The organism is Nitrosospira sp. TNL300 (assembly GCF_055385915.1).
The window spans coordinates 505880-531810 of the sequence record NZ_AP041005.1 but is presented as its reverse complement, the minus strand read 5'-3'; the positions used below and the strand labels follow the sequence as shown (position 1 = coordinate 531810).

Annotated in this window: 20 protein-coding genes; 17 read left to right on the top strand and 3 right to left on the bottom strand. The window is 53.4% G+C overall.

The genetic code is table 11. The annotated features are described in order from the left end of the window. Positions 1–23: 23 nt before the first annotated feature. The 3 genes from carA to ACZ5BW_RS02370 form a co-directional block, all read right to left on the bottom strand. Positions 24–1175, bottom strand: coding sequence for a glutamine-hydrolyzing carbamoyl-phosphate synthase small subunit (gene carA, locus ACZ5BW_RS02380; RefSeq protein ID WP_464542166.1), 1152 nt, complete (start codon positions 1173–1175; stop codon positions 24–26). Positions 1176–1321: 146 nt separating this feature from the next. Then, on the bottom strand, positions 1322–2131 hold the full coding sequence (gene dapB / locus ACZ5BW_RS02375) for a 4-hydroxy-tetrahydrodipicolinate reductase (protein ID WP_464542164.1): 810 nt from the start codon (positions 2129–2131) through the stop codon (positions 1322–1324). A gap of 31 nt (positions 2132–2162) precedes the next feature. Further along, positions 2163–2867, bottom strand: a complete 705-nt coding sequence (locus ACZ5BW_RS02370; protein WP_464542162.1) for an outer membrane protein assembly factor BamE — start codon at positions 2865–2867, stop codon at positions 2163–2165. Between the two features lie 52 nt (positions 2868–2919). Between ACZ5BW_RS02370 and fur the strand changes: the two genes are divergently transcribed. The 17 genes from fur to ACZ5BW_RS02285 all read left to right on the top strand — a co-directional run bounded on the left by fur (position 2920) and on the right by ACZ5BW_RS02285 (position 25930). Continuing rightward, a complete protein-coding gene (gene fur, locus ACZ5BW_RS02365) occupies positions 2920–3369 on the top strand; it encodes a ferric iron uptake transcriptional regulator (RefSeq protein ID WP_464542160.1) in 450 nt (149 codons plus the stop codon). Between the two features lie 313 nt (positions 3370–3682). After that, on the top strand, positions 3683–5386 hold the full coding sequence (locus tag ACZ5BW_RS02360; protein ID WP_464543753.1) for an acetolactate synthase 3 catalytic subunit: 1704 nt from the start codon (positions 3683–3685) through the stop codon (positions 5384–5386). 8 nt (positions 5387–5394) lie between these two features. Beyond that, positions 5395–5886, top strand: a complete 492-nt coding sequence (gene ilvN / locus ACZ5BW_RS02355) for an acetolactate synthase small subunit (RefSeq protein ID WP_464542158.1) — start codon at positions 5395–5397, stop codon at positions 5884–5886. Positions 5887–5976: 90 nt separating this feature from the next. Continuing rightward, the gene (gene ilvC, locus ACZ5BW_RS02350) at positions 5977–6993 is read left to right on the top strand and encodes a ketol-acid reductoisomerase (RefSeq protein ID WP_464542156.1); all 1017 of its coding nucleotides are present in this window, start codon (positions 5977–5979) and stop codon (positions 6991–6993) included. Positions 6994–7611: 618 nt separating this feature from the next. After that, positions 7612–8703, top strand: a complete 1092-nt coding sequence (locus ACZ5BW_RS02345) for an NAD/NADP octopine/nopaline dehydrogenase family protein (protein ID WP_464542154.1) — start codon at positions 7612–7614, stop codon at positions 8701–8703. 133 nt (positions 8704–8836) lie between these two features. Next, positions 8837–10171 carry a phenylacetate--CoA ligase family protein gene (locus ACZ5BW_RS02340; RefSeq protein WP_464542152.1) on the top strand — a complete coding sequence of 445 codons (1335 nt, stop codon included), beginning with the start codon at positions 8837–8839 and terminating at the stop codon, positions 10169–10171. Between the two features lie 238 nt (positions 10172–10409). Beyond that, a complete protein-coding gene (pssA, locus tag ACZ5BW_RS02335) occupies positions 10410–11186 on the top strand; it encodes a CDP-diacylglycerol--serine O-phosphatidyltransferase (protein WP_464542150.1) in 777 nt (258 codons plus the stop codon). A gap of 8 nt (positions 11187–11194) precedes the next feature. Continuing rightward, positions 11195–12823 carry a glucose-6-phosphate isomerase gene (gene pgi / locus ACZ5BW_RS02330; protein WP_464542148.1) on the top strand — a complete coding sequence of 543 codons (1629 nt, stop codon included), beginning with the start codon at positions 11195–11197 and terminating at the stop codon, positions 12821–12823. Positions 12824–13048: 225 nt separating this feature from the next. Continuing rightward, positions 13049–15172: a transketolase gene (tkt, locus tag ACZ5BW_RS02325; RefSeq protein WP_464542146.1), complete on the top strand. Its 2124-nt coding sequence runs from the start codon at positions 13049–13051 to the stop codon at positions 15170–15172. An 87-nt stretch (positions 15173–15259) separates the two neighbouring features. Then, entirely contained in the window at positions 15260–16924 is a 1665-nt protein-coding gene (pgm, locus tag ACZ5BW_RS02320; protein ID WP_464542144.1) for a phosphoglucomutase (alpha-D-glucose-1,6-bisphosphate-dependent), read from the top strand. A 195-nt stretch (positions 16925–17119) separates the two neighbouring features. Then, complete coding sequence (zwf, locus tag ACZ5BW_RS02315; RefSeq protein ID WP_464542142.1) at positions 17120–18514, top strand: glucose-6-phosphate dehydrogenase; 1395 nt, start codon at positions 17120–17122, stop codon at positions 18512–18514. Positions 18515–18998: 484 nt separating this feature from the next. Continuing rightward, positions 18999–19850, top strand: a complete 852-nt coding sequence (locus ACZ5BW_RS02310; protein WP_464542140.1) for a carbonic anhydrase family protein — start codon at positions 18999–19001, stop codon at positions 19848–19850. A gap of 232 nt (positions 19851–20082) precedes the next feature. Continuing rightward, positions 20083–20559 carry a hypothetical protein gene (locus tag ACZ5BW_RS02305; protein ID WP_464542138.1) on the top strand — a complete coding sequence of 159 codons (477 nt, stop codon included), beginning with the start codon at positions 20083–20085 and terminating at the stop codon, positions 20557–20559. A gap of 60 nt (positions 20560–20619) precedes the next feature. Beyond that, the gene (locus ACZ5BW_RS02300; RefSeq protein WP_464542136.1) at positions 20620–21021 is read left to right on the top strand and encodes a hypothetical protein; all 402 of its coding nucleotides are present in this window, start codon (positions 20620–20622) and stop codon (positions 21019–21021) included. 505 nt (positions 21022–21526) lie between these two features. Further along, complete coding sequence (locus ACZ5BW_RS02295) at positions 21527–23119, top strand: hypothetical protein (protein WP_464542134.1); 1593 nt, start codon at positions 21527–21529, stop codon at positions 23117–23119. Between the two features lie 434 nt (positions 23120–23553). Further along, entirely contained in the window at positions 23554–24495 is a 942-nt protein-coding gene (locus ACZ5BW_RS02290) for a carbonic anhydrase family protein (RefSeq protein WP_464542132.1), read from the top strand. 166 nt (positions 24496–24661) lie between these two features. After that, positions 24662–25930 carry a cytochrome c oxidase subunit II gene (locus tag ACZ5BW_RS02285; RefSeq protein WP_464542130.1) on the top strand — a complete coding sequence of 423 codons (1269 nt, stop codon included), beginning with the start codon at positions 24662–24664 and terminating at the stop codon, positions 25928–25930. Position 25931: the final 1 nt, after the last annotated feature.

The window sequence follows — 25931 nt, the reverse complement described above, 5'->3', positions numbered from 1 at the left end:
AAAGAACGGGCAGCTTCCCGGCTTCATATCGCTTTCGTCCGTTTTCCCTCCATCAATCCTGCAAATTTATCGAACAGATAGTCCAGGTCGTGTGGACCCGGACTCGCTTCGGGATGCCCCTGAAAGCAGAATACAGGCTTTCCTGCCAGCTCAAATCCTTGCAAACTGCCGTCGAATAAAGATAAATGCGTAACTCTTGCATTTGCCGGCAAAGTAGCCGTATCCACTGCAAACCCGTGATTCTGACTGGTTATGATCACTTTTCCCGTCTCCAGGTCCTGAACCGGGTGATTGGCGCCATGATGGCCAAATTTCATTTTTATGGTTCTGGCGCCTGTTGCAAGTCCCAGTAATTGGTGACCCATGCACACGCCGAAAATCGGTATTTCCTTTTCCAGTAGTCTTCTGGTTGTCTCGATAGCGTAGTCGCAAGGCTCGGGATCACCCGGTCCATTCGAAAGGAATATTCCATCAGGTTGCGATGCCAGAATCTCATCGGCGGTTGTCTGCGCGGGAAATACGGTGACCCGGCACCCGCGCTGCGCGAGCTTGCGCAGAATGTTCCGCTTTATTCCAAAATCCATGGCTGCAACATGAAAACGGGGAGGAGATTGAACCGGATAACCCTGCCCAAGCCGCCATTCCCCTTCGCTCCATTCATAAGGCTGCAGGCAGCTTACCACTTTGGCCAGGTCCATCCCTGCAAGACCAGGAAATTCCCTGGCCAGCTTCAGCGCCTCCGCTTCGTCCGGTTGACCCGCGATAATGCAACCTGCCTGAGCGCCCCTTTCCCGCAGAATGCGGGTGAGCTTGCGGGTATCGATGTCGGCAATGGCGACCACTCCCTGCTGCTTGAGATACTCCGGCAACGTCTGCGTCTCACGCCAGTTGCTGGAGGCCAACGGCAGATCTCTTATTACCAACCCGGCAGCATGTATCCGATCGATATTGCCGGACTCCACGTCATCCGGATTGGTGCCTGTATTGCCTACATGGGGATAAGTGAGGGTAACGATCTGGCGGCAGTAGGATGGATCCGTGAGAATTTCCTGATATCCCGTCATCGAGGTGTTGAAGACCACCTCCCCTGTACTGATGCCCTCCGCGCCGATGGATATGCCGCGAAAAACTGTGCCGTCAGCAAGCGCAAGGACGGCATACGAATGTTGTGACACGAAGGCTCCTGGGAATTGGGGGCAAGGCAGAAACAGCGCCAGGTTCTGTTCGCGCCGCTTCAAATCTGGAAATTATACGTCCAAAAGGACGATGCTTCAATGAACCGGCAGCGTAGCGTCGGAATGCGAGGACTTAAAGCCGCCGTTTACTGCCTCAGCCCCAGCACGTCCTGCATGTCGAACATGCCGTTGCGTTTATCCGCGAGAAAGCGGGCAGCTCTCAACGCGCCCTCGGCAAATGTCGCGCGGCTGCTTGCCTTATGCGAAATTTCGATACGTTCGCCGATTCCCGCGAACATGACGGTATGATCCCCCACGATATCTCCACCGCGAACAGTGGCAAAGCCGATGGAACCTGCCACCCGCTCACCCGTATGGCCCTCGCGGCTGTAAACGGCGACCCCGGAAAGCTCTTTACCCAGAGCTTTTGCCACTACCTCGCCCATCAGCAGCGCAGTGCCGGAAGGAGCGTCCACCTTGTGGCGATGATGGGCCTCGATAACTTCTATGTCATAATCCTCATTCAGGACCCTGGCCGCCGTCTCCAGCAGTTTCAGCGTGACATTCACGCCCACGCTCATATTAGGCGCCAGTACGATGGCAATGTCTCGGGAGGCAGCTCTGAGCGCTTCTTTCTGCTCGGGCAAAAAACCGGTTGTGCCGATTACCATTTTTATGTTTTTCTCACGGCAACGAGCAACGTGAAGTAACGTTCCCTCCGGGCGGGTAAAGTCTATCAGCACTTCGCTTCCATCAAGCGCCGTATCAACGTTATCGGTAATTTCAATCCCGCAGGGCGCGCCGATCAACTCTCCCGCATCCTTTCCAAGATAAGGGCTCCCGCTCCGCTCGAGGGCGGCGCTCAAGCGTAGATCCGGCGCCCGTTCAACAGCCTCCAGCAAAGCGCGTCCCATGCGCCCGGAGCTTCCAGCCACAGCAATATTCAATGTCGGCATTCCTTCTGATAAACTGACTTGCAAAATTGTCCTATTCCTTTGGCTGATCTGCATCCATAATTCCAGTATCCGTCGCCCGCGAGGGTACTTGCCTCGGTCCCGGCTTCTCCACCACGGGCGCCTCTGAAGCAGCACTCGAAGAAACTTCGGCCGAACCGGCTGAGAGGGATGCCGCCGGGGAAGGAGGTTGAGAGACGGGCAAGGCAGGTACAGTGCCCATTGTTTCGGCGCCGCCCGAAACAGGCGCCGAAGGAGGTGCTGAAAGCGGCACCCCGGTGGGCACTGGAGCGGGGATCGAACTGTCGCTCTTTTCTATAGCTGCCCCACCGAGCGACACGGCTGATTCAGGCGAAGTACCTGCTTCCGGCGCCTGAGGCTGAGACTGAAGAAAGGCAACCGGAGTAGTGAACGAACCGTCGATACGCACCAGATGATCGTCTTCAAAAAAGATCGTGAGCTTTCTCTGCTCGACCAGCTTTCCCCTCTGCTCAAACCGATATAGATAGTCCCAGCGATTTTCATGAAACGCATCACTGATCATGGGCGAGCCCAGCGCAAAGCGTACTTGCGAACGAGTCATGCCGGGTTTCAGCTTGTTCACCATTTCCTGGGTAATGACATTCCCCTGCTGAATCTCTATCTTGTAGAGCAAGGAAGGAACCGATGAACACCCCGCGAGCAGCAGAACAGCCAACGTGATAATTCTTGCGCGCATCGCGGCGACGTAGGTTTCCAAAGCAAACTTAACGTTATATGATACAGCAAATAACTTGACGATTGGATGCACTATGAGTAACCCGAGCAATCTTAAGACCATGGGCTTGAAGGCTACGCTGCCGCGCCTTAGAATACTGAACCTGTTCGAAAGCAGTCCTGTTCGGCATCTCTCCGCGGAAGATGTTTACAGAACGCTCATCAGCGAAGGCGATGATATCGGTCTGGCTACGGTCTACCGGGTACTGACCCAGTTTGAACAGGCCGGGTTGCTCGAGCGCCACCATTTTGAAGGCGGCAAGGCAGTGTTTGAGCTTGCCAGCGATGCCCATCATGACCATCTGGTCTGCCTGCAATGCGGCAGAGTGGAAGAATTTTATGACGCTGAAATCGAGAAGCGTCAGATTAAGATTGCCCGCGAACGCGGATTTGCCATACACGAGCATTCGCTTTCACTTTACGCGGATTGCATCAAGCCCTCATGTCCGTATCGAAAAGGGGATGAAAAGGATAGTAAAAGTTAAGCTTTTCATTCCTTCGTGGAGCGCAGAATCAAGTATCGTGACGTTACGGCCCGATACTGCGGTTGTATGCGTGTGTTCTTCAGAAGCAGGGTCTTGAGATCCGCCCTGCTCTGATTCATGGCTTCCTGATCTGTCATTCCTGAACCGTTTGCAAATTGTGCGGCGGATAACGGTTTTAGCGCATTTGAGATTGCCTCGCATACCTGTTGATTCCATATTCGAACCTGTTGACCAAAAGTTACCTAACCGTTACTGTTCAATGTTTAACCCAACATATATTGCCGATATTCAACATCTTGAAACGCAGGAAAGCATGAGCGCGGAATTGACGGGCGCCGAAATTACGGTGCGTTGCTTACAAGAGGAAGGGGTAGAACATATTTTCGGCTACCCCGGGGGCGCTGTGCTGTTCCTGTATGACGAATTGTTCAAGCAGGATAAGGTCAAGCACATCCTGGTGCGGCACGAACAGGCCGCGGTACATGCCGCGGACGGCTATGCCCGCTCCAGCAACAAGGTGGGAGTGGCACTGGTCACCTCCGGACCAGGCGTGACCAACGCCGTGACCGGCATCGCCACTGCCTATATGGATTCGATTCCCCTCGTCATCATCAGCGGCCAAGTGCCCACCCATGCCATCGGTCTGGACGCGTTCCAGGAGGTCGATACCGTGGGCATCACGCGTCCTTGCGTGAAACACAACTTTCTGGTGAAGGATGTCGCAGAGCTTGCCACCACCATCAAGAAAGCGTTCTATATCGCTTCGACAGGACGTCCCGGTCCGGTGCTGGTCGACATCCCAAAGGACGTGAGCCAGCAGAAAACAAAATTCGTTTATCCCGAGCGTGTCACAATGCGCTCCTATAATCCGAATATCCGAGGGCACGCCGGTCAGATCAAAAAAGCAGTTCAACTGATCCTGGAAGCCAGGCGTCCAATGATCTACACCGGAGGGGGAGTCATCCTCAGCAATGCCGCTGCTCGGTTGACGGAACTCGTGCGTCTGTTGCGCTTTCCCTGCACCAATACTTTGATGGGATTGGGCGGTTATCCCGCAACAGACCGTCAGTTTGTCGGCATGCTGGGTATGCATGGCACTTACGAAGCCAACATGGCGATGCAACATTGCGATGTGCTGGTGGCGGTAGGCGCCCGTTTCGATGATCGCGTCATCGGCAACCCCAAGCATTTCTACAATCCGGATCGAAAGATCATCCACATCGATATCGATCCCTCATCCATTTCGAAGCGGGTCAAGGTGGATGTGCCCATCGTCGGCAATGTCTCCGATGTGCTGGATGAGCTTATCAAGCTGCTTGAACTGCGCAAGGAAAAGCCCGACCAGAGCACCCTTGACGCCTGGTGGGCCCAGATCGATTCATGGCGCGAACGCGACTGTCTCCGGTATGACCGCACAAGCGCGATCATCAAACCACAGATGGTGGTGGAAACACTCTACAAGGTAACGAACGGCGATGCCTTCATTACCTCGGACGTTGGTCAGCACCAGATGTGGGCAGCGCAATTTTACAAATTCGACCTGCCGCGGCGATGGATCAATTCCGGAGGGCTTGGAACAATGGGTTTCGGCCTGCCTTCAGCCATGGGTGTTCAGATGGCTAATCCAGGTGCGCACGTGGCCTGCATTACTGGCGAAGCCAGCATCCAGATGTGCATCCAGGAGCTGTCGACCTGCAAGCAATATCACCTTCCGCTCAAGATCATCAACCTGAATAACCGCTATATGGGAATGGTGCGGCAGTGGCAGGAATTCTTCCATGGCAACCGCTACGCGGAGTCTTACATGGACGCGCTGCCTGATTTCGTGAAGCTGGCGGAGAGTTACGGGCATGTCGGCATGCGAATCGAGCAGCCCGGCGATGTCGAAGCTGCCTTGCAGGAGGCATTCAAGCTCAAGGGCAGGCTGGTGTTCATGGATTTCGTCACCGACCAGACCGAAAATGTATTCCCGATGGTGCCGGGCGGCAAAGGTCTCTCTGAAATGATCCTGGTATAAAAATAAATATGCGGCATATCATTTCACTTTTGATGGAAAACGAGGCGGGCGCTTTGTCTCGCGTCGCCGGCCTGTTTTCTTCACGTGGCTACAATATCGAATCGCTTACCGTCGCCGCCACTGAAGATTCCACCCTGTCTCGCATGACACTGGTCACAACCGGGTCTGACGACGTGATCGAGCAGATCACGAAGCAACTGAACAAACTCATCGAAGTGGTCAAAGTGGTTGACTTGAGTGAGGGCAATCACATCGAGCGCGAACTGATGCTGATCAAGGTGCGGGCGATGGATAATGATCGCGAGGAGATAAAGCGCATGGCTGATATTTTTCGCGGCCGCATCATCGATGTCACCGATAAGTCGTACACGATCGAATTGACGGGTACGGGTTCCAAGCTCGATGCATTCATCGAAGCCATGAATCGCACGACCATTCTGGAAACGGTACGCACCGGTGCATCCGGCATCGGTCGCGGCGAACGGATATTGAAGGTTTAGCAAAATCTAGCAACGGTTGCGCCGGGAAGAGCCGAGCCTTGCGGGCTGGGCGGTTAACGGCGCTTTTCTATTTTGAACATAAAGGAAATCATGAACGTTTATTACGATAAAGACGCCGACTTGTCGCTCATTCGGGACAAGAAGGTCACTATTGTCGGCTACGGGTCGCAAGGGCACGCCCACGCCAATAATCTGAGCGATTCCGGCGTGACGGTAACAGTTGGCCTGCGCAAGGAGGGGGCTTCCTGGGGCAAAGCGGAAAAGGCCGGCCTTACCGTCAAAGAGGTGGCTGAATCGGTAAAGGATGCAGACGTCGTGATGGTCCTGCTGCCCGATGAGCAGATCGCTGCCGTTTACGCAACCGAAATCGAACCCAACCTCAAGAAAGGCGCTACTCTTGCCTTTGCTCACGGCTTCAATATTCATTATGGCCAGGTGGCGCCCAGGGAAGATCTGGACGTCATCATGATTGCCCCCAAGGGGCCGGGGCACCTGGTACGCTCGACCTACCTCCAGGGCGGAGGTGTGCCTTCACTCATCGCGGTGCATCAGGATAAATCCGGCAGGGCGCGCGACCTGACGCTTTCCTATGCGGCTGCCAACGGCGGCACTCGGGGCGGTGTGATCGAGACCAATTTCCGCGAGGAAACCGAAACCGATCTGTTCGGCGAGCAGGTCGTGCTGTGCGGCGGCTTGACCGCCTTGATTCAGGCGGGCTTCGAGACCCTGGTGGAAGCCGGGTACGCGCCGGAGATGGCTTATTTCGAATGCCTGCACGAAGTCAAACTGATCGTTGACCTGATCTATGAAGGTGGCATCGCCAACATGCGCTACTCCATTTCCAACAACGCCGAGTATGGAGACATTTCGCGCGGCCCTCGCGTGATCACCGATGCCACGCGGGCAGAAATGCGCAGAATTCTGCGTCAGATTCAGACGGGGGAATATGCCCGCGAATTCATCCTTGAAAATCGCGCTGGCGCACCTATGCTCAAAGCCAGCCGCCGTCTCGCCTCCGAGCACCAGATCGAGCAGGTGGGCGCCAAACTGCGAGATATGATGCCGTGGATCAAAAAGAACAAACTGGTCGATCAGGCGAAAAATTAGGAAGTCAATTGGGAGAGGGTAGCTGTGCTATTGTTCGGCTGCCCCTCACTCTATAAGAGACGAATACCGTTCTCTGCAAGAAATAAAAACAGATTGGATGCCTTGGGGAGTGTCATGGATTGATGGACAATCCTAATGGTATAGTCATTGCTCAAATTGCCCCGCCTCCTTCCTCATCGTAATCGTCCATGTCCTCCAAAGACAGTATCTTTTCATGTATGGTAGTCCGCTCGGGCTATTGTCGAAGCTGAGGTTTTAGCCTACGTTATGCCCGTAACGGACAGCTCCAGTCGAAACAGTGCCTTGCCTCTTGGAACATTTCTTGCCAAGGGATCCGCAACGGTTTCATAGGCTGTTTATTTGCGGATTTGCTTGGCGTGGAAAGTCATCCGCCTGCCCTTATCAATACATTTTGATGGTAACCGAAGGGCGATTTGAAGCAGGATTAACAAAAGTCCTTTGCAAAAAATCCTTTCCTTTCCATTGGGAAGAGGTCCAACCTGCGCCCCAAATCCGATGGCCTCCAGCCGGCAGGCAGGAAGTCAAGGTGGAAGTTTCCTGCAATGTTCGATTTTACTATTATTACTACATCGCCAAGACAAGCTCAGGAGGAAGCAAATGAATGTACTGATCGTTGGGGCCGGCAACGCGGGGTGTGCTCATGCCGGTTTGCTCGCGTCTAATGGGCATCGGGTAGCCTTACTCAAAACCTCGCACTCTTTACATGACGATAACTTTGAGGCTATAAAGCGAAAAGGCGAGATAGTTTTAAAAATCAATCCTGAAGGCGGCGTTCAGAAGCGCGTTCCTTTAGATCTAGTGACGCGTGATCCTGGGGAGGCATTTTCGACAGATCCAAGTTTTATTATGGTGATAACGCAGTCGACCCATCAGGAAAGCGTTGCTCGGCTTGTCGGGCCCTATCTTTCAGACGGACAATTCGTCTTAATTGCCCCAGGTTACATGGGCTCATGCTATTTTCTCCCATACCAAGCAGGAAAAGATGTCATTCTGGCAGAGGGAGAGAGCCTTCCATACGACGCTCGTATCACCGAGCCCGGCGTTGTCAACGTTTTGTGGCGAAACGCCCGCAACGCTCTAGCATTCCTGCCAAGAGGACGTGCCAAGGAAGGGCTTAACATAGCATCCTCTATTTTTCCAACCTACGTCGCCACCAGATCGAATGTAGTAGAGTCTGCAATGCACAACCCCAACCTGATCGCTCATACGGTTGGAAGTCTACTATCGGCCAGTCGTATTGAATTCTCAAACGGAGAATTCTGGATGTATAGAGAAGCCTTTACCCCCTCAGTTTTAAACCTGTTGGCTAAACTGGACGAGGAAAAACTACAGATCATCACCGCGACGGGAGGAAAACCGGCGGTTTATTTCGATGAATTCAAATTTCGTAATGGGGAAGACCTTTCGATGCCCTCGCTGGAGGTATTTCGGAACTACGCTGCCGAAGGAGGTCCAAAAGGGCCGACCAACATGCAAACTCGTTTTATCACAGAGGACGTTCCTATGGGTTTGGGACTTATGGCGTCAATTGGGAAACTCATGGATATAAGGACGCCAATGGCCAATGCCTTAATTGAAATTGCCAGCGGACTTTTGAATCGGGATTTTTCAGCCGAAGCAAGAACCTTGGAAAGGCTTGGCTTCAAAAATGTGACTCCCTCGAGCTTTACCGCCATGATAAACGATTGAAAGTGTTCTGTTCAGGACATTTGATGAAAGGCCTCTCGTCTAGATACCTCAGCCCTCCAAGTAGGTGGCAGGAAATATTAAGCCGCGGGCTCTGGCGTAGAGGTTGGTAATCAACATTTTACGACAATAACCCATGCTTATCGATCACGACCAACTTGAACAAATATATTATAAATACCGCCATCTGTTTCCTTCCCGCCTGTTGCATCACCCCGCCTACTTCCAGGTACTTTCGCTCCTCCGCAGGGGTCAGAATGACGGCGAGTTGTTGCAGCAGGTTGTCGCCGAGAAGCTTCGTTTCATTCTGAGTGAAGCCATCACTCATGTTCCTTTTTACCGGAAGTCGATCCCGCTTACCGCAGCAGATATTAAACGAAGTGAAAATCCTGCGGAATTGCTTCAATTTTTTCCATTCCTGCAAAAAGAAACGATTATGAATCAGCAAGACCGCTTCCTTAGCGACCGTTATCGCAACACACGCATTCATTATAAAACCAGCGGGGGCTCATCAGGGCAGGGAATCGGCGTCTGGCGGAATAAACGGTTAGCAGATATCGAAAAAGCGTTCTTCCATTGGGAACTGACCCGTTTCGGTCTTTCGCTCGAACGCTCACTCTGTGTGAGGATTGGGGCCATTGCCCGACGCAAAGCAGAAGAATACCCGGTCTGGAGGTTGGGTAGACAGCTTATGCTCTCGCCTTATCACGTGAACGAGCGTTGGCGGGACGAGATCGTGAGACGCCTGAATGAGTACAAGCCTGAATATATAAATGCGTATCCAAGCTCTCTGTATGAGCTTGCAAAACTGATAGAACCTGGTCAACTTGATTTTCGCGTGCGCGCCGTTCTTCTGAATTCGGAACCTGCTCTCGACTATCAGTTGAAAAAAATCTTTGAGCTATTCCAGGCGCCCATATTGCTTAATTACGGCCAAACGGAACGTACCACCATTGCGTTTGCCGAGTACCGGGGTCAAATGTCCCCTTACCGCCTGAATCCCTTGTACGGTTACTTTGAAAATCGTTGTGTTGAAGACCAACTCGAGATTGTGGGTACTTCGCTTTGGAATGACGTAATGCCTTTGATCCGATACTGCACCAAGGATTTTGGTTTTATCGGAAAAAATGGCGAACTTGAGAAGATTGATGGCAGGGCGCAAGAGTTTCTAATCGATAAATCAGGAAATCGTATTCCAGGGTTGTCAATCGTGATTGATGAGCCCACATGGAATTTTGTGAAGTACTATCAAATAAGGCAATCGCAAGTTGGAGTTATAACCATTTTGCTGGTACCGAAGGAAGGACGATTATCGGATGAGCAAATCAGTTACGTCCTTGAGGGTCAGCAAAAGCGTTGGGGCGGCTTTTTCGATATCTCTGTGCGGGAAGTCGACAGCATTCCTCTTACTAAAGGAGCGAAGAGAAGGTTGGTCGTGTGCGATATCAACAGCAGCAGTTTAACGAACTGAACGTGTCCACCTTTAGTCCGGGCCGGAAGACAGCCAATAGTAGCGCTCAAACTGCTCTCAATCTGGGTGATCAATGCCATTTCAAACAAATTCATGATATCTACAGTATGATCAGCATTCTGCATTCTCGTCAAGCGCCCGACATTTTGCTGACAGCATTTTTCGGACAATCGGCGGTGTTTACCACCGCTCGATAACCGTTTAACATGCATCTATCTCCCCTTGGGATTGCATCAAGATGCAGGAATTTCAGTCGCGCCCTGTTTTCCAAGCCAAGCTGCGCCGGCGAGGCATTTATCTGCTGCCTAATCTCTTCACCACCGGCGCCCTGTTTGCGGGGTTCTATGCCATTGTCCAGGCAATGAATGGGCGCTTCGAGCACTCCGCCGTGGCGATTTTTATCGCGATGGTATTGGATGGACTCGATGGGCGCGTCGCCCGCCTCACTCACACGCAAAGCGAATTTGGCGCGGAATACGACAGCCTTTCCGATATGGTTTCGTTTGGCGCAGCACCCTCGCTCGTAATATACGAATGGGCCCTGAAAGGGATGGGCAAATGGGGCTGGATCGCTGCTTTTATCTATTGCGTCTGCGCCGCCCTGCGCCTCGCACGTTTCAATACCAATATTGGAGTGGTGGACAAGCGCTATTTTCAGGGCCTGCCCAGTCCCGCAGCGGCTGCCCTCATTGCCGGACTCATATGGCTCATGCTGGATTTTGACATAGCGGGCACGGATGTCAGATGGCTCGCCTGGTGCATTACTCTGTTCGCAGGCCTGACCATGGTGAGCGATATTCCCTACTACAGCGGCAAGGAAATCAATCTGCGCAAGTCAGTGCCATTCATCACTGCCCTGTTGTTGGCGCTGTTCTTTTTTGCATTGATTCCGAGTCATCCACCGGTCGTGCTGTTCTGCCTGTTTTTTCTGTATGCCTTGTCGGGCTATGGCATGTGGATTTGGCGGCGGATGGCCAAAAGAAAAAGAAAGATGATTGAGGGACAACAAGCATGAGGATACCCATGATTACTCCCCTGACGCAACGGCCCGCCTGGAAGGCGCTGGAGGCTCACTGCCAGGCAATCAAAGGCATGCATTTGCGTCAGCTTTTCGCTGACGACCCAAAGCGGGGTGAGCGATTTACGGCCGAGGCCGCCGGTTTGTATCTGGATTATTCGAAAAATCGCATCACTGATGAAACGCTTCATCTGCTGGTGCAGCTTGCTGAAGAATGCGGCCTGCGCGAGCGCATTGAAGCCATGTTCAGGGGCGACGCCATCAATGTGACGGAGCAGCGTGCTGTACTCCACGTCGCCTTGCGCGCGCCTCGCAATGAAAAAATCCTCGTCGACGGAAATGACGTTGTACCCGGGGTGCATGCGGTGCTCGACCGTATGGCAGATTTCTCCGACAGGGTACGCAATGGAGACTGGCAGGGGCATACTGGCAAGCGAATTCGCAATATCATCAATATCGGTATCGGCGGCTCCGACCTGGGCCCGGTCATGGCGTATGAAGCGCTGCGCCATTACAGCCTGCACAATCTCAGCTTTCGTTTCATCTCCAATGTTGATGGCACGGATTTCGTGGAGGCTACACGGGGTCTTGATCCAGAAGAAACCTTGTTCATTATCTGTTCCAAGACATTCACGACCACGGAAACACTGACCAACGCCCACACCGCCCGGCGATGGATGCTGCGGCAGATGAAGGATATGGATGGGGTGCGCAAGCACTTCGTCGCTGTTTCCACCAATGCGGAGGAAGTAGCCAAATTCGGCATCGATACCGCCAACATGTTCGAATTCTGGGACTGGGTAGGTGGACGCTATTCCATGGATTCCGCGATCGGGCTCTCGACCATGATTGCCATCGGCCCAGAGAATTTCCGCGAGATGCTCGCCGGCTTCCACGCAATGGACCAGCACTTCTATTCTGCTCCATTCGACAGGAATCTTCCCGTCCTGATGGGGTTGCTGTCACTCTGGTATAACAATTTCTTTGGCGCACAGACACTCGCCGTGCTGCCCTACGAGCAATACTTGAAGCGCTTTCCGGCTTACCTCCAGCAACTGACAATGGAGAGCAATGGAAAGCACATCACACTGGACGGCTCACACGTTGACTACCAGACCTCGCCTATCGTGTGGGGGGAGCCCGGCACCAACGGACAACATTCGTTTTACCAGCTCATCCATCAGGGAACCCGATTGATTCCCTGTGATTTTATCGGCTTCTGCCAAACCCTGAACCCTTTGGGCGATCACCATGAACTCCTCATGGCGAATCTGTTTGCCCAGACCGAGGCGCTTGCTTTCGGAAAAACGGAAGATGAAGTCAAAGCCGAAGGTGTCCCGGACTGGCTTTGCCCGCATCGCAGTTTTGAGGGTAATCGCCCCACCAATACGATACTTGCCAAGCGCCTCACACCCCACACCCTCGGCGCCCTTGTCGCTCTCTATGAGCAGAGTGTTTTTACGCAGGGGACAATCTGGCAGATCGATTCGTTCGATCAATGGGGCGTCGAACTCGGCAAAGTGCTCGCACGTCGCATCAAGCAGGAGCTGGAGGATGAAAGCGGCGAGCCACTGAAACATGATAGCTCCACCAACGCCCTGATACAGCGGTACAACAAGCTGAAACAAAAATAGCCGTGAACATTGGCTCCTGTCAGGAGTCGAAAAGTATAGTTTTCTACAACTTTCCCTGCGCGTCGGCCTCCACTGCAACGGTCCGGGAAATCCCATAATAATATATTTGTATATTCGCACTTTATATATTGACGGGAGACGGAAAGCGCATTGCTCGCAGTCCCATGGAATCCCATTAACGGGATTCTGTAATTCGCGTAAGGTTGCTTTTACGGGAGCATTCTCATGAGCGAACAGACCGATCTGGACCAAATCTGTATCAACACGCTTCGCAGCCTCTCCATCGACCAGGTGGAAAAAGCCCACTCCGGCCATCCCGGTACACCGATGGGCGCAGCCCCTACAGCCTTTTGTCTCTGGCAGCGCTTTCTGCATTACGATCCGGATAACCCGGACTGGCCCAATCGCGACCGTTTCATACTTTCTGCCGGTCACGCTTCAGCACTGCTCTACAGTCTCCTCTATCTGACAGGAGTAAAGGGAACGAGTCCCTCTTACGAGGGCGAAGACCGGCTGGCGGTGACGATGGATGACCTCAAGACGTTTCGCCAGGCAGGCAGCCGTTGTACCGGTCACCCGGAATATGGATGGACCTCAGGAGTGGAAACGACTACGGGCCCGCTGGGCCAGGGTGCTGGAACCAGCGTTGGCATGGCGATAGCCGGGCGGTGGCTTACAGCCACTTACAACCGGCCCGATTTCGAATTGTTCAACCACAATGTTTATGCCTTATGCAGCGATGGCGACATGATGGAAGGCATCAGCAGTGAGGCAGCATCCCTGGCGGGACATCTCAAGCTTGGAAACCTGTGCTGGATATATGATGACAACCACATCACGATCGAAGGATCGACCGATCTCACCTTCACGGAAGACGTAGCCGCGCGGTTTTCCGCATACGGGTGGAATGTCGCTCACGTGAATGATGCAAACGGGCTACCGCTCCTGGCGGAAGCTTACGAGACGTTCCTGCACACCGATGATCGTCCCACGCTGATCATCGTGCACAGCCATATCGGTTATGGGGCGCCGCACAAGCATGACACGCGGGAAGCGCATGGCGAACCGCTGGGGCCTGAAGAAGCTCGCCTCGCCAAGGAATTCTACGGGTGCGACCCCGACAAGCAATTTTATGTACCGGATGGAGTACGGGAATGCTTCCAGGCACAGTTCGGTGAGCGCGGCAGAACTGCGCACGCCGCCTGGCGTGCACTGTTCGATGCTTATCGGAAGCAATATCCGGATCTCGCGGAGCAGATCGACCGCATGCAGCAACGCGGCTTGCCGGCGGGCTGGGATAGCGAATTACCGACCTTCCCCGCGGACGAGAAAGGTATGGCCACCAGGGAATCATCCGGTAAGGCGCTGAACGCCATTGCCGGGAAAATTGCCTGGTTGCTGGGCGGAGCCGCCGATCTCGCGCCTTCCACAAAAACAGAACTGAAAGGGGATTTCTACGGAAACTTTCAGCCGCCCGGACAGTATGAAAACGCCAAGGGCAGCTACCGCGGACGCAATTTTCATTTCGGCTTGCGCGAGCATGCCATGTGCGCCATTGCCAACGGAATGAGTCTATCGAAATTGCGTCCCTATGCGGCAAGCTTCCTCGTATTCAGCGACTACGGGCGAGCCGCACTCCGGCTGAGCGCAATGATGGAGATTCCCATCATCTACATCTGGACCCATGATTCCATTAGCCTGGGAGAGGACGGTCCCACCCACCAGCCCATCGCGCATCTGGCCTCCCTTCGCGCCACCCCCGGTCTGGTTGTTCTGCGGCCAGCGGATGCGAATGAAGTGGTGGAAGCGTGGCGGCTGATCATGCAGCTCACTGACCGACCCGTTTGCCTGATACTGACGCGGCAGGCAGTGCCGACCCTTGATCGGACCCGTTATGCGTCCGCGAGTGGCCTTGCTCGGGGTGCCTACGTGTTGGCCGATGCTGAAGACGGCAAACCCGCGGTGCTGTTGCTAGCCACCGGAAGCGAGGTTGCGCTTTGTGTGGCTGCACACGAACAGCTCAAGAAAGAAGGAATATCATCACGCGTGATCAGCATGCCATCATGGGAAATTTTCGAGCATCAAGGCCAGGAATATCGGGACGAAATCTTGCCTCCGGAGATATTGGCACGCGTGGCGGTTGAGGAGGCGTCGGGCTTCGGATGGGAGCGCTACACGGGGATGAGCGGCTGCACCATCGCCATGCATTGCTTCGGCCTATCCGCGCCGGCAAAAGTTGTTGCGCGACGCTTCGGATTCGAACCCGGACACGTAGTCGCAGCGGCCAAGGAGCAGATTGCACGGCACAATACGAAGAGTACGAAAAGCGAGAGCAAAAAGGCCTGCTGAGCTTCGCATGCTCGCGCTCCCGTCAGAGCTAGTTGCCAGATGCCAGATGCCAGTGGGATAAGAAAAGTCTGCTGCTAAAAAAACAACATGAAAATAAATCCTAACGCCGGAAAACCTGCGCAGCCAGAGATGCTTGTGAATGTGCCACGGCTTGTCACTGCCTATTACACCCGTATCCCCGACCCGAACCAGCCTGCGGAGCGGGTTGTGTTCGGAACTTCCGGACATCGCGGCTCCGCACTGGACGGCAGTTTCAATGAATGGCACATTCTCGCCATTACGCAAGCGATCTGCCAATACCGCAAACAACACGATATCAACGGCCCCCTGTTCCTCGGGATCGATACTCATGCATTGTCGGAACCTGCCTGCGCAAGCGCTCTGGAAGTGCTGGCTGCCAACAACGTGGAAGTCATGCTTGCCAAGAACGACGAGTATACGCCCACTCCGGCAATTTCCCATGCCATACTGACTTACAACAAGGGCCGCGCGCATGGGCTGGCAGACGGCATTGTCATCACACCTTCCCACAATCCCCCTGATAGCGGGGGTTTCAAATACAATCCGCCCCATGGGGGACCGGCTGGAGTCGAGGTCACCTCCTGGATTGAATCCAGATCCAACACCTTCCTTGAAACGAATCTGGCAAATGTAAAGAGAATGTCTTTCGAGAAAGCGTTGCATGCGGACACCACCCACCGGCACGACTTCCTCAACAGTTACGTTGCCGATCTGCAAAACGTTGTAAATACGAAAGCCATATCCGATTCGAAGATCCACATGGGCGTTGACCCGCTCGGCGGCGCGGGTGTCCACTACTGGAATGCAATCGCGGAGCGCTACAAGCTGAACATGACCGTGGTCAACAACCAGATAGATCCGACTTTCCGCTTCATGACGCTGGATTGGGACGGCAAAATCCGCATGGACCCCTCTTCCCCGTATGCGATGTGCGGCATGCTGGATATGAAAGATCGTTTCGACATTGCCTTCGCATGCGATACCGATCATGACCGGCATGGAATCGTTACCCGGAGCAGCGGTTTACTTCCTGCGGATCATTATCTTTCTGTTGCTGTCCACTACCTCTTCCAGTCCCGTCATGGGTGGGCCTCGAATACCGCAGTCGGCAAAACGGTGGTAAGCAGTCAGATGATCGACCGTGTGACTGCCGCGCTCGATCGCAAGCTCTATGAAGTACCGGTCGGCTTCAAGTGGTTTGTGGATGGCCTGGGTAATGGGTCACTTGGTTTTTGCGGAGAAGAAAGTGCCGGGGCCTCGTTCCTGCGCATCGATGGCAAGACCTGGACAACCGACAAGGATGGCATCGTGGCAGCACTGCTCTCGGGTGAAATACTGGCGCGCATGGAGCGCGATCCAGGCGAGATATACAGCAGTTTTGAACGCGAATACGGCCGATCCGAGTTCCAGCGGATTGACGCACCGGCCACCCCCGAGCAGAAGAAAGCTTTGAGCAGGCTGTCGCCGGATCAGATAAGGCAAACTGAAATAGCGGGCGAGGCAATTCGCACTATTCTCACTCGCGCACCCGGCAACAATGCTTCCATCGGTGGTATCAAGGTCATCGCCGATAACGGATGGTTTGCGGCGCGCCCTTCCGGCACGGAAGATATCTACAAAATTTATGCCGAAAGCTTTCTGGGAAAAGACCACCTGCACCGCATCGTGACGGAAGCTCAAACAATCGTCAAGGAGGCATTCGCAGGGATCCGCAAAGGCGGCGCTGAATAAGTCTTGCTTGATGGCTCCGTCTCTTTTGGGCGGTAGAACGATCACCCCATCGAATTTCTGGCGATCAGGGTATCCATACCGACAGTCGTACAGTAAACCACAGTCTTTGTACCGGCCAGTCCCACTGTAGCCGGTCAATCGACAGGCTCCGGAACAGGACTTCGTCTTTTACTGCAGGAAGGGAGGAGTGACGAAATGAGAAAAACCAATGGCTACACCGAACCATCCGATGCATTGGTGCTGTTTGGGATAACGGGTGACCTCGCTTATAAAAAGATCTTCCCGGCACTGTACGCGATGATCAAAAAGGGCATGCTCGATGTGCCGCTGGTCGGTGTCGCCTCGACACCCTGGAGCCTCGATCAACTCAAGGAACGGGCAACCCAATCCATCAGCGACTCCGGAAAGATCGATGACAAACGGGCGCTGGATCACCTCCTTTCCCTGCTGCGATATGTGCACGGGGACTACAACAACCTCGATACGTTCAAGGTACTCAAACAGGCTCTGGGAGATGCACGGCATCCCGTGCATTATCTCGCTATCCCTCCTCTTCTCTTCGAAAATGTCATAAGAGGTCTTGGTGCGCTCGATCTGGCCGCGGGGGCGCGCGTCATTGTAGAAAAACCTTTTGGACGGGATCTTGAGTCAGCACGTGAGCTGAATCGTATTGCACGCTCCGTGTTCCCCGAGGAAGCGATATTTCGCATCGACCATTTTCTCGGGAAAGAGGCGATCATGAATATTCTTTATTTCAGATTCGCCAATTCATTTCTGGAACCGATATGGAATCGTAATTATGTAGCCAGCGTGCAGATTACATTGGCTGAGGAATTCGGAGTTGAAGAACGAGGCGCATTTTACGAATCGGCCGGCTGCCTGCGCGACGTGATCCAGAATCATCTTTTCCAGATTGTTGCGCTGCTGGCCATGGAACCTCCCGCTTATCGGGGTCTCGGAACGGTTCAAAGCGAAAAAATCAACATATTCCATGCCATGCGTCCACTTGTACCCGAGGATCTTGTGCGTGGACAGTATGCGGGTTACCGCCAGGAAGCGGGTGTGGCGGAGAACTCCGATGTCGAGACATTCTGCGCCCTGCGGCTTTTCATCGACTCCTGGCGCTGGGAAGGCGTCCCCTGGTATCTGCGTTCCGGCAAGTGCCTGGCCAAGACCGCTGCGGAGGTCCTTGTCCAGTTGAAGCCGCCGCCGCAAAAGCTTTTTGCTGATTCGGCAAGCGCCGCGTGTGACGCCAATTACCTCAGGTTTCGCCTTTCTCCGGTCTCAGCGGTTGCTATTGCAGCGAGAGTCAAGCATCCTGGAAAAGAGTTCAAAGGCGATCAGCAGGAATTGTGCCTGGTCGAGGAGCACTTCGGGCGTGAATCGCCTTATGAACGCCTCCTGCATGATGCAATGATTGGCGACGACACACTGTTTACCAAGAGGGAAGCGGTAGAGGCGTCCTGGACGGCACTCGATCCTGTACTCAAGACATATCCTCACGTCCTGCCCTACGAGCGCGGCAGTTGGGGTCCTCCCGCAGCCGACGCCCTGATTGAGCCGGATGGCTGCTGGCACAATCCGGGGTAGGAGTCTTCAGGGCCAGAAATACTATGAATCTCGCCATTCCGGGCCTGACCCGGAATCCAGTCAAACCGGAATCCAGCCCAAACCAATAATGGCGTGCTTTAAACGTCATACCGGCTTCCGCCGGTATGACGTTTGTGCTGTCTGCTCGCCGAATTAATAGTTCGGCTGAGACTTCTCCATCTCCCCGTTCACCCGAACCCCTGGTCTCCATTCGTCCTGCGCCTGTTGAAGGGCAGTAAGGAACTTCTGATGTTTTCCCGTCACCCATCCTCATGAGAATGCAGTATGTATATACTGCATTCTCAGGGCGGCTTCCTGCCCTTGTGATGCGAAGATCTCCTGACAAAATTTTGACAATTCAGGAACATTAAATTCACAACTGCTGTGCTAGTTTAACTGCTGTGCTAGTTTAAGGTGGCAACAACATCTTATCCATTTTTCATAACCCGGCGCGCCCAGTGCGCGCCATAATTCTGGAGACTTGATGAATATGTCATTGTTACGTTTATCGCGGCAAACCACGCTCTTTTCAGCCCTTTTGGTGTTTGGACTGTCAACGTATGCGGAGATCGCAACGGCGGCACTGCCTGCGCAAAGTCCCATCGATTTTCGTCCGAATAGCACTTATTTCGGCCATCTGCCGGCGCTCAACTTCAACTTGAGTTCCGACACACCGCTCAATGTCATCAACAATGGTTCCACGGAGTTCAGCACCGCCGCCAGGGCGAGCGTCAATCCCGGTGCAGGATCCCTGACGCTTTCCGGTCATGACTGGGAGCTTGCCCAGTTTCACTTTCATGCCCCTTCCGAGCATTTATTGGATAGCACGAGATTTCCGATGGAGATGCATCTGGTCTTCAGCGACAGCAATAACGACCTTCTCGTGGTCGGCCGGTGGGTTCAGGCTGGCGCATTCAACAGCGACCTCGATCCGATTTTCTCCCATATTCCGCAGAATACTTCCGAGACACTCCATATCGACCACTTCAACCTGAATACGCTCATTCCCGCCAACCTGGAATCCTTCCGCTATTCCGGTTCGCTGACCACGCCTGATTTTGATGAAGGCGTCAGTTGGGTGATGTTATCGCAGCCACTATTCATGTCCTCGGAGCAAATCAATGCGTTCAGCTCGCTGTTTCCGGATGGGGATGCACGCGGAGTCCAGGATCTTAACGGACGCATCGTCCTGACGGATGTGCCTGGATTCGTCACTGCCGTTCCCGAACCTGAAACTTACGCGATGATGCTGGCAGGGTTATGCCTCATGGCATTTGTCACCGGGCGTAAAAACAAGCCGTTAACTCAAGATGTACCAACTGGTTCTGTTGCATGAGTCAGGCTGCATCTGTTTGAATCCCCGTGGCTTTCATTTTTGAAAGTTGCAAAGCAAGCGTGGACGAGTACTCTAAGAGAGGCCTAGATACACGTCCACCTTCCAAACAGTCTTGTTTGCATCGTTCTCCCCGGAGTTTTGAGGATTTCGACAAGTCCGCAAAATCTGTCTTGACCGCGCACCCTCAAGCGCGCACCATTCGCTCTATCCCTCATTTGAACGAAGGTGGATCATGAAACATCCACGGATACTGAAAATCCGGGCAATGCAAGCTGCATTATTTGCCGGCGTCGTCATGTCTGGTGCTGCAGGAATGTCGCACGCGCAATCGGGTCTGTCAGACCGCGCAAACAGATGGGTACAGGATATATTTGTCGATACAGACCAGCGAAATCAATCGCTGGAAAAGGATACGCTGGGCTGGGAGCTTCCCCCAGGGACCAAGGAAGAAAAGGGAAACAGGACTGAAAAGGGAGAAAGCGATAAGGCTTCCGTTGCGCCCCAGCAAACAGATCAGGTGAATGCCGCCGAGGGATGGGAGGCGCCTGCGCAGGGTTCCGAGTCCGGATCGGGTTCGTGCAAATATGCATCGCCTGAGCAGGAGGATTTTCTCTGCAAAATGGTGCGCATCCTGTATGGACCTGATACGCCCCGCGGACCCAATCGTGACATGGACGAGAATATTTCCGCGGGTGGCGCGGGAGGATGATTCCGCTTTAAGCAGCAGATGAGCGACTGCTCCGTAGGCCCCAACCCAGGGTGATTGATCTTGAAAAGCACCTTCCGTTCCTTACTGTTCGGTTGTCTGCTGTTTTTCTCGGCAGCGGTCTTACCCCTTCCGGGCGCTGCCGATACGCCAGGGGATGAACACCTGTCTCCGTCCGCTTCCCCGACACTGATTGCATCCCATCAGAACGATGGGCAGGCCGATTGCCAGGAAGCGGCATCTGGAAATACTGTCTCTCCGAACGGGGAAGCGACCCTCAGGCACGAGAATGCGTCAGAGAAGGGACAGACTGCAGAAAAAAGTACCGCTCCCTGTCTGCAGGATACTGAGCATCGGAAAGACCTCCTGCATAGAATTCTCCGCTTCTTTGTGGCACCTGTCCCCAGCCGCCCCAACCTGGACGTCGACACCAACATTTCAGCAGGGGGTGCGGGCGGCGGTTGAGAGCCGGAATCGGACTCGGAAGGCTGCTTTCTGCTATTATCATGGTGCCACCCGCCCTTTTCTCGCTTTCGAGACGTTCCACACCTCGTTCCCCCGCATCTGATTTTCGTGTCGTCGCGTCCCCTACCGCCCCACGGAATCTGACAGCTCGCTCTTCTACTTTCCTGCCGGAGCCTTCAGCTGTTCGTTCATTTCCAATGAAACGGGATCAGTTTCTTCCGGGACTCGTTGCAACTTTCCGATGCAATTCTTTACCCTCAAGGAACGTGATTATTCCTAAAATGATTTTGTCATATAGATTTTGCATACTGGTTCCCCCGTGCATGCACTGTATTTCATTTTTGTCTTTTCTCCTGCTTTTTCGTCGGAAATTCACTATTTCTTCACTTTTACATGACATTTTCCTGACATATGCCATGTTATTTTCCCTTCCATAAACTCAACATTTCCCACTTTTAAAATATGGGCAATTAAGCATATTGCATAACTGAACGGAATCATCTAAATGAAATATAAAACCTCGCTTGTGTTGTTGTCCGGTTGCCTGCTTGCAGTTCCGCTGCATGCCGAAGAAAAACCAGCGTCTTCAGACTCCGATACCGCATCGTCTTATGTTATCGACCTCTATGTCGATACCAAAACAAAACAGATCTATGCGGAGCCTGGAGAAGGACGTGTGCGCATGGGTTCCTTTGAAAAAGTTTCGGAGAAACCGGCAAAACCTGTTGCCACCTCAAGCCCGGATGGGGCCGTTGCTGACGGCAAGGCAAAGAGCGAGGAAGGCGTGCTTCTGCGTGACGTTCCGAAATCCGTGGAAAAATCCCAGGAAAAACCCCAGGGAGGATTTGGATACGCGAACTGGAAAGAAAAGGACCCATTCAAGTTCAACCTGAATCCGGATGGAAGCCAATACATCAAATTCGGCTTCCTGAATCAGGTATGGGCGCGATATGAACAAACCAACCCTGGCTCCACTGTGTTGGGTGAGTCAGTGGACGATGTCACTGACATCAGCCTGCGACGTACGCGTTTTGTATTACAGGGGCAATTGACCGATCGGGTATATTTTTATACCCAGTATGGGATGAACAATTTTAATTTCCTGAGTCAGAACGCCGATAACAGAAAGCTTCAATCCTTCTTCCATGACGCTTTCGGTGAATTACGGCTGACACAGGGACACCAGATGATCGTAGGGGGCGGCCTTGTCATGGCCAATGGTCTCTCCCGCTTCAGCAGTCCCAGCGTGAGTACTATCATGACAATGGATGTGCCACTGCTGGCTCAGGCGACTGCTGATCGTACCGACCAGTTCAACCGTAGGCTGAGCGTCTACCTGAGAGGTCAGATCGGCCCCCTCAACTATCGCATCACGGCAAGTGATCCCTTCCCCATCAATACTGCCGGACTTCCTCCTGAAATCATTTCCCCGGTAAACGCCCAATTTGCTCGAACCGGCCACAGGAAGCAATACCAGGGGTTTTTCATGTGGAATTTCTGGGATAAGGAGCCGATGACAAATCCTTACATGCAAGGCACCTATCTGGGCAAGAAAAGCATCCTGAACCTGGAAGCAGGTTTCATTACGCAGAAAAATGCGACCTGGACCGGCCTTACGGAAGCCACAGCCCAGTTCCACGATTTGAATTTATGGTCGGTTGCAGCCTATCTGGATGCCCCGGTAGACAAGGTGAAGGAAACAGCGATATCCGCTTATATCGGTTACTTCAATACCAATTATGGCCCCAACTATCTGCGCATGAACGGCAACGGGGTGAACCCGGCCAGTACCGGCGGTAATGCCTTCCCCATGTTTGGCACAGGCAATCAATGGTACGGGCAGATAGGATATCTGCTGCCCAAGGATCTTCTCGGCGGAAACAATGGCCAGTTGATGCCTTACTTCTCTTTCATCAGCGCAGACTTTGACCGTTTGCATGATCAGATGAATGTATTCAATGCAGGGATAAACTGGCTGATCAAGGGGCATAACAGCAAACTGACTTTCGATATCCAGAACCGGCCCATATTCAACTCAGCGGGATACAAAATTTCAAACAGGAATCAATTCGTCCTGCAATATCAGATTGCCTTCTGACAGTCTCGTCTGTTATGAGTTCCCTTCACTTGCGTGGAGGGGACCTGGACGAGTCGAACGCTAGGAATTGAATCAACTCCCATTTCAACAAGAGCCTGCAATAGAAGGCTGACAAAGCCCGACAAAGCGGCCATTCGCCCTGTGCAGTTCTTAACATCACCGACTGCATAAAAAGGGCCATTCCGTCACCACCCGGTGTCGTTCTTTCGCAAGGTTTCAAGCCTCCAGCAGGTTTCATGCGTGGAGCGGCCGCCGACTTCGGTGGTGACTCATGACAACAGCGGCTGGCCAAGCACCAGCTCATTTCCCCCGTCTGTTCCAACCGGCTGCTCTTCGAGCAGAGGAGCGCTGGAACCGATCATTCGGGATTCTCAAGCTTTTAGAACTTTCATCCTATAAACCCTATGAACATCTATTTTTCGTGAGGTCGTCTTATGAATGAAACATCTCGATCCCTGAGAGTAGCCGCACTTGCTGCGGCCCTTTTCCTGCCGGGCTTCAATACCGCGTATGCGGGTACGCTGGCGAGCAATCTGGAGCTGATGGAAGCACAAAGTCCGATCAATATTCGCTCGGATAGCACCTATTACGGAAACCTCCCTAAGCTGAACTTCAACCTCAGTTCCGATACCGCGCTTACCGTGATCAATAACGGCTCTCCTGATCACGAAAAAACCATCCGGGCCAATGTCAGTCCTGGTGAAGGAACGCTGATGCTTTCGGGACACCAATGGAACCTGGCTCAATTCCACTTCCACACTCCCTCGGAACATTTGATAAATGGTCGAGCCAGTCCCATGGAGATGCACCTCGTCTTCAGCGATGCCGCGGACAATCTACTCGTAGTCGGTCGGGATATCGAGCAAGGTCTCTTCAAGAATCGGCCACTCGCTCCCATTTTCTCCGATTTGCCGCAAACCACTGAGGAAACACTTCATATCGAGCACTTCAACCTGAACAGCCTGGTGCCGAATTATCTCGGTTCTTTCCGCTACTCCGGTTCTTTGACAACACCGCCTTTTACAGAAGGAGTAAGCTGGGTTGAACTGGCTTCTCCGCTATATCTATCCGGGAGTCAGATCGATGCCTTCAAGTCACTGTTCCCCGCGGGCAATACCCGCGAGGTTCAGGATTTGAACGGTCGGATCGTGCTTACCGACGTACCCGGCTTCGTCAGAACCGATGATGGCGAGTCTGATCCAAATCTCCTGGGCACGCTGATCCCTGGCCTGGAGGCAAGCGTTGCTGTCACAGCCGACGTATCCAAACTTGCGACAAGCGTTCCCGAACCATCAACCCACGCCATGCTCCTGGCCGGGCTCGCGGTAATCAGTTTTATTGGCATCAGGCGTCGACCAAGCGCAACCCGAGCTTGAATCACGTTTCAGACTCATGTCTCCGGTCGGTTCCAGCAATGTAGCGTCTGTTTCGGGCTTGCTTCCAAGCTGAAAGAGCCGTTGGGAACAACCCCTGAACAGGAGTGCTGACCTGTTCAGGGGTTTTTTCGGAATTCCTGCGTACGCTAGCGCACAGAAGCACGGAATGAGCAGCGTAGAATTTTTGAAAACACTGCGACATTATCGGCCTCTGGGTTCTGGAAAGTGCATCCTTCGCACGTCAGCACAAGCCGGCTGGCCGGGGTTGGGACCTCGATATTCCCTTGCAGTCCGCTCCGCCTTTGGTCACTCCGTCGCGGTCAGGATCGCGCTTATCGCTGCATCTCTTCGTACACTGGAGTTGGTCAAGCCCATGAAAGCTTCCAAGTCAGGTTTCGATTCCAGGTCGGCAATAAAACACCTGCGTTTCCGGATAACGTTTCTGGCGCTACCCACGGTCGCCGCAAGACCATCGGAAGCAGCAGACACGCTGGATACCCCTTTAAACTATTTCCTGTACAGCTACGGACCTGCCGCCACACCCGTAATGCATCTGGGGTGGCTGATGACGGCTTTGCTCTCCGCCATTACCCTTATCGTCATACTGCTACTGGTAATTGCCCTGGTTCGCAAGCGCGGCCCTGCCGACCCCGGCATGATTGGCGCCGAGAGCGGGGGACTCAGATGGGTTTATATCGGTACAGGGATTTCTACCTTCATATTGGCCGGGCTCACCGTTTATTTCCTGACCGTGCTCAATGCGGTTGCCAAACCCACCGAGACTCCAGCTCTCACCCTGACTGTAACCAGTTACGACTGGTGGTGGAGCGTTGAATACGAGCATGCCGATCCGGCGAAACGTTTTGTTACCGCCAATGAAATCCATATACCTGCAGGCAGGCCTGTACTGCTCAAGTTGAAAAGCGCAGACGTCATTCACGCATTCTGGGTACCTGTACTCGCCGGAAAAACTCAAATGATTCCGGGCCTGGTCAATCAGAAGTGGATTCAGGCAGACGTTCCGGGCATTTATGTCGGTCAATGCGCGCAATTCTGTGGGGTGGCGCATGCTCATATGAATCTGGAAGTGGTTGCGGAAAGCGATCGGGATTTCGAGAAATGGCAAGAGGCGCAACGCCGCACGGCTTTCCCGGTGTCGGGACACAATGAGCATGGATACAAGCTTTTCATGGATCGCTGCGGGGGATGTCATGCGGTGCGCGGAACAGAAGCGAAAGGCCTGCACGGGCCTGATCTCACGCATCTGAACTCGCGCGGTCGCATCGCTGCCGGACTGCTGACCAATACACCCGATCACCTGATGGAGTGGATTACCCGCGCACAATACTACAAACCAGGAGCACGCATGCCAAGCATCGCATTATCGGACAGTGAAGCTTCAGCACTGGCCTCCTATCTTTCGACACTGAACTAGA